Origin of the sequence: Neiella litorisoli (genome assembly GCF_014773395.1) — a bacterium.
Classification (GTDB): domain Bacteria; phylum Pseudomonadota; class Gammaproteobacteria; order Enterobacterales; family Neiellaceae; genus Neiella; species Neiella litorisoli.
The window spans coordinates 169,526-177,479 of record NZ_JACXAF010000010.1 but is presented as its reverse complement, the minus strand read 5'-3'; the positions used below and the strand labels follow the sequence as shown (position 1 = coordinate 177,479).

Below are 7,954 nucleotides of genomic sequence, written 5' to 3'. Positions count from 1 at the left end.
AGTGCTGTGGCAAGGATGGCTCAAATTACAAGCCATCCTTGAAGGGTACGAATTAGCCAAGTCTCTTGAACTCTAAGATGTGATCAAGAGACAGCCTTAAACAAGGTGGCTTTTTGCTGAAAGACGGTTTCTTTGCGGCTGATTAGCTGGCGCTGGCAAGCTCAATAATCGAGTGCTTGTGAGCATCTGGTCGGCTTAACACCTCGCTCACGAATACTTTATCCAACTCGGCTAAAAACGCCCGTTGTGCTTTGGCAAGCAAACATTGCAGCTTGCATTGACCAGCGGCAGGGCATTCAGTGCCAGCACAATCAATTGGGTTCAAGCGCTTCTCAAAATCGCGGATCACTTTACCAACAGTGACTTCGGCTAAATCGCAATTCAGTCGAATGCCGCCTTGGCGACCTCGGACGGAGGTAATGTATTCTAACTGCGACAGCTGTTGAGTCACTTTAATGACATGATTGCGAGGCATGTTGAATTGCTCGCAAACCTCATTTACCGAGACGAGATGATTGTCCGGCTGCAGCCCCAAATACATCAAAGTGCGTAAGGCATAGTCGGTAAAGCTGGTAAGTTGCATAAATACCTTGCGTATGTTGGTCAAAAGGCAAGTATGAAAGCAGTTATACCGTTAAACCCTGATCGACAGCAAGGATAGGTTATTAATCTGCAGTTTATTTGTTGCAAATGGTTACAGGATTTGCTGGTACAATAGCCGCCAGATTTGTAAGATCCCGCCACTCAACAAGCCCTCGGAGTATTTCTTTGACTTACCAGGTCGTTAGTTCACAACAGCATATGCTGGATGTGTTAGAGCAATGCCAACAATCAACTGCCCGTTATCTTGATACTGAATTCGTCCGTGAGCGTTCTTTGTATCCGCAATTTGGCTTACTACAGATCTCAGATGGCGATTCGGTGTGGTTGCTTGATCCTTTGGCTATTGATGACCTGTCACCACTGTGGGCTTGGCTACAACAAAATGAACCACTGACCGTCTTTCATGCTTTTGGCGAAGATTTGGAGTTGCTTTGGCATGAAGGGGCGATTCAATTCAATCATATTCTCGATACTCAAGTCGCCGCTTCAATGTTGGGGTGGGGCTCTGGTATGGGCTTTGCTGCGTTGGTAGAACGGGTCTGCGAGATTGAACTCGATAAATCCCATTCCCGCACCAACTGGTTAAAACGGCCGCTCTCTTCGCAACAATTGCAATACGCCGCCGATGATGTTCGATACCTGATTCCAGTTGCCCAAACCTTAATCGAACAACTGCAGCAACAAGGCTTGTATGACGCTTGCTTGAGCGAGTGCCAACGGTTAGCACAACGGCAAGAGCGTGACATTGCCAAGCGCTATTTGGATGTCAAAAATGCCTGGCAATTAAATCAGCAGCAACTGGCGGTATTGCGAGAGCTCGCTGCGTGGCGCTATCAGCGCGCTGCAGCAAAAGATATGGCGCTGAGTTTTGTCATTAAAGATCCAGCATTGGTTGCTTTAGCAAAATATCAACCTGAGTCGATGACCCGACTGAAACAAATCAATGAGCTGTCACCAATTGAAGTGCGGATCCATGGCAGCAAACTATTGAAGTTGATTGCTGATGCCAAACTGATCGACAAACAAGATTGGCCGAGCCGGATCCATCGGGTGATCGATATTCCCAGTTACAAATCGCGTAGCAAGTCACTGATGAAAGTTTGCCAAACGTTGGCCGACAAAGCCGGTGTGCCGGTTGCGAGCTTTGCCTCCAAGCGGCAAGTCAACGAGTTACTAATGTGGCAGTGGCAAGGCGGCGATGAATCTGATTTGCCAGTGCTGCTGCAAAGCTGGCGGGCGGCTGTTAGTGCTGACGCCATTCACCAATGGTTGCAGGAAAATCCAGCCAGCTGAAGCGCCAGCAACAAACCGCTAACTTTTATTGCGTAGCGAATTTGGTATAGTCCAATTCGTTTTTATTACTGTGTATTCAAGGCCATTGTTTCATGCTCACAGCTATCTACAAGAGTCCCAAAAAACAAGAAACGTATTTGTATCTCACCAAGCGTGATGATTTTTCCAAGGTGCCAGAAGCCTTGTTGGAGACATTTGGTAAGCCGCAATTCGCCCTGATGGTCAATTTAGCGGCGCAGTCCAAGTTGGCTATTGCAGATATTGAGCGCGTTAAGCAGCAACTGACAGAAACTGGCTATTACCTGCAATTGCCGCCGCCACAACCCAGCCTGCTCCAACAGCATCGGCAGTCGCTCGGTTTGGACGATTAGGAGCGTTAGCCATGACCAAAACCAAATACGCAATACGCCGCGCCTTGCTGCTTGCAACCGCACTTTTTGCCTCGAGCGCTATCGCAGCCGATAAGCCCAGCTTTGAGCAATACTTGGAGCAAGTGAAGCAGCAGGCGGTGGCACAAGGGATTTCTGAATCCACCATTGACACCGCATTTGGCAATGCCAAATTCATCCAGCGTACGGTGAAGCTCGACCGTAACCAGCCAGAAAAACGCCAAACGCTTGATACCTATTTACCCAAGCGCGTGCCCCAGTGGAAAATTGATAAAGCGCGTAAGTTGTATAAGCAGCATTATCCATTACTCAAACAAATCGGTGATCAATACGGTGTTCAGCCGCGCTTTATCGTCGCCTTGTGGGGTAATGAAACTAACTTTGGCAGCTACACCGGCAACTTTGATATTGTTTCGGCGCTGGCGACATTAGCTTATGACGGACGCCGTGAGGAATTTTTCCGCAAGGAATTGATTGCGGCACTAACTATTCTTGATCAGGGCCATATTGAGTTAGGCCAGTTCCAAGGATCTTGGGCTGGTGCCATGGGCCAAACCCAATTTATGCCGAGTTCATTTTTGGCATTCGCAGTTGATCACGACGGCGACGGTCGTAAAGACATTTGGGGTACCCAGGCCGACGTTTTTGCTTCAATCGCGAATTATTTAGCCCAGTCTGGTTGGAATGACGATTTAACCTGGGGTCGACAGGTCAAGTTACCAGAAGGCTTTGATACCGAGTTGGCTGGTTTGAAAACCAAAAAATCGCTGGCTGAATGGCAGCAACTTGGGGTTCGTCGCTACGACATGAGTAACCTACCGACACGTGATATTGAAGCGTCGCTGGTGTTGCCTGACGATGCCCATGGTCGTGCTTATCTCGCCTACGGCAACTACGATGTGTTGATGAAGTGGAATCGCTCTTATTACTTCGTCACTTCCGTTGGCTATTTGTCAGACCGGATTGCTTATCCATCGGTATTTGCCAAATAACAATGGGCAAGGCGGGACAGTGTAATGACCAATGACCAAGCCTTTTGGCGAACGACTTCGTTGGATGAGATGACGGATGCACAATGGGAATCCTTGTGCGATGGCTGTGCCAAGTGCTGCCTATCAAAGCTCATCGACGATGAAACCGAAGAGTTGTATTACACCAATCTCGCTTGTGATTTGCTCGACACGAAAAAGTGCCGTTGTACCGATTACCAACATCGTTTCGCGCGTGTCACCGATTGCGTCAAGGTCAGCTTAAAACATCGAGAAAGCTTTGGCTGGCTGCCACCAACCTGCGCTTACCGGCGTTTGTCAGAGGGCAAAGATTTGCCCGCTTGGCACCCGTTGCTCACTGGCTCAAAAGCAGCAATGCACAAAGCGGGGCAGTCGGTTCGCGGTAAGGTGATCCATGAATCGCTCGGCGGCGACCCTGAAGACCATATCGTCATTTGGCCGCTAGCCGACTGTGGCGATTGATTCGCACCAATTCATTGACCGATATCGCCAAGGATAGCGATATCTAAAGGACTTATTATGCTTTGGATGGCATTACTTTGGTTTTACTCCGCCTACATCTTGTTCGGCTTTAGCTGGAAAACCTACCGGATATATAGTGGCCAAGATGAATTCAGTTGGCCGGTGTTGCTCGAAGAACTCGCATCGTTGCTGTTCTTCAGCTTCGGCTTTATCGCCATGTATGACCTAGCAGTCGGCCAGCAAAGCTTCCAACCCTTGGTGTGGCGACTTTGGCTGATAGTGGCACTGTTGTTGGCGGTGTTGCCATTGCTCGTAACCACGCCTAAAACCGCATTTTCCAAGCAGCTTGTTGGTCAGAAGGGCATCTACATCGGCATGATAGTCGCAGCGGTATTGTTCGCACCTGTGTACGTTGCCGCTTGGCTGCTGGCTGGTTTTTGAACCAACAGACTCTAGGGTTTGCGTGCGCTAAATAGGCGGCTCGCGATCACCGCCAGCCAGATGGCGATGTAAACGGAAAAACAAACCACTAACCATTGTGGCATGGTATAGCCAAGAAATTCCCACTGCACTTCATCGCACATGCCTCGCGGCATAAAGATTTCAGGCAACCAATAATCTAACGGCGCCCAGCTTGGGAATTCAGGGTCCATGCCACAACTGTCGAAAAACGGATTGTCACTCGGAAATTGCAGTTTGACGTGGGAAATGGCAATTCGCAGGCCTTCAATGGCACTGTATAGCCACAAGCCGTAACCAGCGATCCGTAGATAAATCGATTTAGGGTTTAGTAGACCGATGATGCCCGCGAACATAATGCCAAACATAGCAACGCGTTCGTGGATACACTTGACGCATGGCTCCAACAACATCACATGTTGAAAATACAAGGCAACTAAATCGAGAACCAGTGCTGAAACAGCCAGCAATAACCAAGACCAACGAGTTTCAGCAAATAGAGAGAGTGCGCGCATCTGAATGACTTGTAAGATGAAAACTGGCGCTGATTGTAACGACTTGGGCGTCAGTTCGGTAGCGCTGGCGCCGTTAAATTTGTAACGGATCAATTCATATTCAATTGGTTAGTGACACTTGCCTTTCACCGTGGGCAGCCTAAAATGCAGCGCCGGTTTCGCCTAAAAAACACGCGTCTATTTACTCTATGAGCCAACCAACGTCATCGCCACAACCTACTGCCAAGGTCGGCCAACTGATCCTCGCGCCGATGGAAGGTGTCATGGACCACTTGATGCGCGATTTGCTGACCGCGCTGGGTGGCTATGATCTGTGCGTGACAGAATTCATTCGAATTGTTGACCGTGGGCTGCCAGAGCGGGTGTTTTATCGTTATGCGCCGGAGCTCTATCATGGCGGGGTAACTAGCAATGGCACGCCAGTGCGCATTCAATTATTGGGGCAAGAGCCGGCGGCAATGGCTGAAAATGCAGTTACTGCCATTGAACTTGGCTCTGCCGGCATTGATTTAAATTTTGGCTGTCCGGCCAAAGCGGTAAACAAAAGTCGTGGCGGTGCTTCATTGTTGAAACAGCCTGAACTCATTTACCAAGTCATTCATGCGGTGCGCCAAGCAGTACCGCAACCGCATGTGGTAAGTGCCAAAATGCGGCTTGGCTGGGATGATACCTCGTTGCTTGATGAAACCATCGATGCCATTAATCAAGCTGGCGCGTCATCTTTGGTGGTACATGCTCGTACCAAAGTACAGGGCTACAAACCGCCGGCTCATTGGCATGAATTAAAAGCGATTCGCCAGCGCGCTGCTATGCCGGTTATCGCCAACGGCGATATTGTTGATGCCGACAGCGCCCAGCGCTGCATAGCGGCCAGTGGTTGCCAACACTTAATGCTTGGCCGCGGGGCCCTAGCATTGCCGAATCTGGCTCAAGTGGTGCGAGGTAGCGAAAAAGCCATGACTTGGTCGCAGGTGCAAGCCTTACTGGTGCGCTATTCCCATTATGAAGTCGAAGGCGACAAAGGGCTGTATTACCCCAACCGCATTAAACAGTGGCTGAGTTATTTGCGTCAGCGCTATCAGCAAGGTGATGAGCTTTTCAAATCCATTCGTCGATTAAAACGCAGCGATGAGATCGTAGCGATCCTTTGCCGCTAATCCGTCATATTTGATGACGGTGGGTGGTTGCAGTCACTCGCTAGTGCGGTAGGATCAAGCCAAACTCTAATAATCAAAACTACCGACAGGAATGACAGTGACAGAGAAAAAAGGCCTCGATGCCAAAGCTTATCGCCCTCTGGAAGAGGGGGAGCAATATCAAAGCTATGTGCCAGCACAGGAAACTGTTGCTGAATTTACCTTTAAAGCGGTTGGTCTTGGTATTTTGTTCGGCATCATCTTTGGTGCCGCCAACGCCTATTTGGGCCTGCGTGCCGGCCTGACCATCAGTACATCAATTCCGGTCGCCGTGATGGCGGTCGCGGTGTTCAAAATCCTCGCCAAGGGCGGCGTCAAAAGCACCATCTTAGAAACCAACATTGCGCAAACCACAGGATCTGCCTCCAGCTCAGTGGCTAGCGGGGTCATTTTTACCTTGCCAGCGCTGTTTATGTGGGGCGTTGCCCCCGGCTTATTGCAAATGACCGTGCTTGCCATGTGCGGTGGCCTATTGGGCATTTTGTTTATGATCCCATTGCGCAAATACCTGATTGAAAAGGAGCATGGCAAGCTGCCTTATCCAGAAGGAACAGCCTGTGCAGAGGTGCTCGTTGCCAATGAATTAGGTGGCAACAAAGCCAAGTACATTTTCTGGGGAATGGGCGTCGCAGCACTTTTCAAAACATTAACCTCGTGGCTGAAAGTGATCCCATCGCACGCGTCGTTCAATGTGCCATTTATTAAAAAGGCGAGCATCGGCATCGACCTGTCGGCGGCCTTATTCGGCGTCGGTTATATTCTCGGCCCGCGCATCGCCGCAATTATGGTTGGCGGCGGTCTGCTATCGGCTCTGATCATCATTCCGGGTATTGCCTATTGGGGCGATTCTTTAACCGCGCCATTATTCCCTGAGACGCAAATGCTGATCAAAGACATGTCGGCGTCGCAAATCTGGACCCGTTACGTGCGCTACATTGGTGCCGGTGCAGTTGCCACAGCAGGCATTATTACCTTGATCCGCAGTATTCCGCTGATGCTGGAATCATTCAAAGCCGGTGCCAGTCACTTAGGCGATGGTTCTAACGGCGATGCTCAGGTACCGCGTACTCAGCGTGATTTGCCACTGAAATTTGTCGGTGTCGCCATTTTAGTGATTGTTGCGGTACTGACATTATTCCCTGACGCGTTTGGTCAGATTGGTGAAGTGGGCACGCGCCTGGTCGCCGCATTATGCGTGACAGTCTTTGCCTTCTTTTTCGTTACCGTTGCTTCGCGGATTGTTGGTTTAGTCGGCGTTACGTCGAATCCGACCAGCGGCATGACCATCGCTGCGCTACTCGGCACTGCGACGATATTCCTTGCCATGGGTTGGACCGACACTGCCGGTAAAGCAGCAACACTTATTGTTGGTTGCGTTGTTGCCATTGCTGCATCCATTTCTGGCGATACCTCGCAAGATTTGAAAAGCGGTTATTTGCTTGGCGCAACACCGAAGAAGCAGCAGATGGCAGAACTCCTTGGGGTACTGACTTCTGCGACCTTTGTTTGTTTGGCGGTGCTGCTATTGGCTGAAACCTTTGGTTTTGGTTCGAGTGAATTACCGGCGCCACAAGCCACATTAATGAAACTGGTGATTGACGGGGTACTGGATCAGAATCTGCCGTGGACGCTGGTATTTATCGGTGCTGGTATCGCCATTGTTTGCGAATTATTTAAGATTCCATCGCTGCCGTTTGCTGTTGGTGTGTACTTGCCGGTCGCGACCATGACGCCGATTTTCATTGGTGGTTTGATTCGCCATTATTTTGAAAAGCGCACCAAAAACAAAGAGCAGCTTGAAGAGCGTCGCGAGCGTGGTGTTTTGCTCGGCTCCGGATTTGTCGGTGGCGAAGGCCTGCTGGGTGTCGGCATTGCCGCAGTTGCTTTTGCCCAAAGCCGCAAACCTGAGGGTATTGGTACGGATTGGCTCGGTGGCGAAGTGACGGCGATGATTGTCGGCGCGTTTGCCTTTGCTTGCTTAATTTATTGGTTCTTCAATAACATTCGCAAAGCCTAGCAAAGCCCCA

The 7,954-nt window shown here is 50.0% G+C and carries 9 protein-coding genes; 7 read left to right on the top strand and 2 right to left on the bottom strand.

What is annotated here, in order from left to right; all coding sequences use genetic code 11:
- Positions 1-142 precede the first annotated feature (142 nt).
- Positions 143-583 carry an Rrf2 family transcriptional regulator gene (locus IC617_RS09735; protein ID WP_191144806.1) on the bottom strand — a complete coding sequence of 147 codons (441 nt, stop codon included), beginning with the start codon at positions 581-583 and terminating at the stop codon, positions 143-145.
- Between the two features lie 185 nt (positions 584-768).
- Here IC617_RS09735 and rnd point away from each other — a divergent pair, with 185 nt between their 5' ends.
- From rnd to IC617_RS09710, 5 genes are all read left to right on the top strand, one after another.
- Positions 769-1,896 (top strand): ribonuclease D, encoded by a 1,128-nt coding sequence (gene rnd, locus IC617_RS09730; protein WP_191144805.1) that lies wholly within the window; start codon positions 769-771, stop codon positions 1,894-1,896.
- A gap of 92 nt (positions 1,897-1,988) precedes the next feature.
- Positions 1,989-2,267, top strand: a complete 279-nt coding sequence (locus IC617_RS09725; RefSeq protein WP_191144804.1) for a YcgL domain-containing protein — start codon at positions 1,989-1,991, stop codon at positions 2,265-2,267.
- Between the two features lie 11 nt (positions 2,268-2,278).
- Positions 2,279-3,277: a lytic murein transglycosylase gene (locus IC617_RS09720; RefSeq protein ID WP_191144803.1), complete on the top strand. Its 999-nt coding sequence runs from the start codon at positions 2,279-2,281 to the stop codon at positions 3,275-3,277.
- A gap of 24 nt (positions 3,278-3,301) precedes the next feature.
- A complete protein-coding gene (locus IC617_RS09715; protein WP_191144802.1) occupies positions 3,302-3,757 on the top strand; it encodes a YcgN family cysteine cluster protein in 456 nt (151 codons plus the stop codon).
- Between the two features lie 57 nt (positions 3,758-3,814).
- The gene (locus IC617_RS09710; RefSeq protein WP_191144801.1) at positions 3,815-4,198 is read left to right on the top strand and encodes a hypothetical protein; all 384 of its coding nucleotides are present in this window, start codon (positions 3,815-3,817) and stop codon (positions 4,196-4,198) included.
- An 11-nt stretch (positions 4,199-4,209) separates the two neighbouring features.
- On the opposite strand, the gene dsbB is transcribed toward IC617_RS09710, so the two are convergent.
- Positions 4,210-4,824, bottom strand: coding sequence for a disulfide bond formation protein DsbB (gene dsbB, locus IC617_RS09705; protein ID WP_369410389.1), 615 nt, complete (start codon positions 4,822-4,824; stop codon positions 4,210-4,212).
- A gap of 95 nt (positions 4,825-4,919) precedes the next feature.
- On the opposite strand from dsbB, the gene dusC reads away from it, so the two are divergent.
- Together dusC and IC617_RS09695 are read left to right on the top strand one after the other, a co-directional pair.
- Positions 4,920-5,888, top strand: coding sequence for a tRNA dihydrouridine(16) synthase DusC (gene dusC, locus IC617_RS09700; protein WP_191144800.1), 969 nt, complete (start codon positions 4,920-4,922; stop codon positions 5,886-5,888).
- Between the two features lie 97 nt (positions 5,889-5,985).
- Positions 5,986-7,944: an OPT family oligopeptide transporter gene (locus IC617_RS09695; protein WP_369410388.1), complete on the top strand. Its 1,959-nt coding sequence runs from the start codon at positions 5,986-5,988 to the stop codon at positions 7,942-7,944.
- Positions 7,945-7,954: the final 10 nt, after the last annotated feature.

Excerpts from the sequence above, each read along its gene's own strand:
- IC617_RS09715 (WP_191144802.1), top strand. The coding sequence starts at position 3,302 with ATGACCAATGACCAAGCCTTTTGGCGAACGACTTCGTTGGATGAGATG.
- IC617_RS09725 (WP_191144804.1), top strand. The coding sequence starts at position 1,989 with ATGCTCACAGCTATCTACAAGAGTCCCAAAAAACAAGAAACGTATTTG.
- dusC (WP_191144800.1), top strand. The coding sequence starts at position 4,920 with ATGAGCCAACCAACGTCATCGCCACAACCTACTGCCAAGGTCGGCCAA.
- IC617_RS09720 (WP_191144803.1), top strand. The coding sequence starts at position 2,279 with ATGACCAAAACCAAATACGCAATACGCCGCGCCTTGCTGCTTGCAACC.
- IC617_RS09735 (WP_191144806.1), bottom strand. The coding sequence starts at position 583 with ATGCAACTTACCAGCTTTACCGACTATGCCTTACGCACTTTGATGTAT.
- IC617_RS09710 (WP_191144801.1), top strand. The coding sequence starts at position 3,815 with ATGCTTTGGATGGCATTACTTTGGTTTTACTCCGCCTACATCTTGTTC.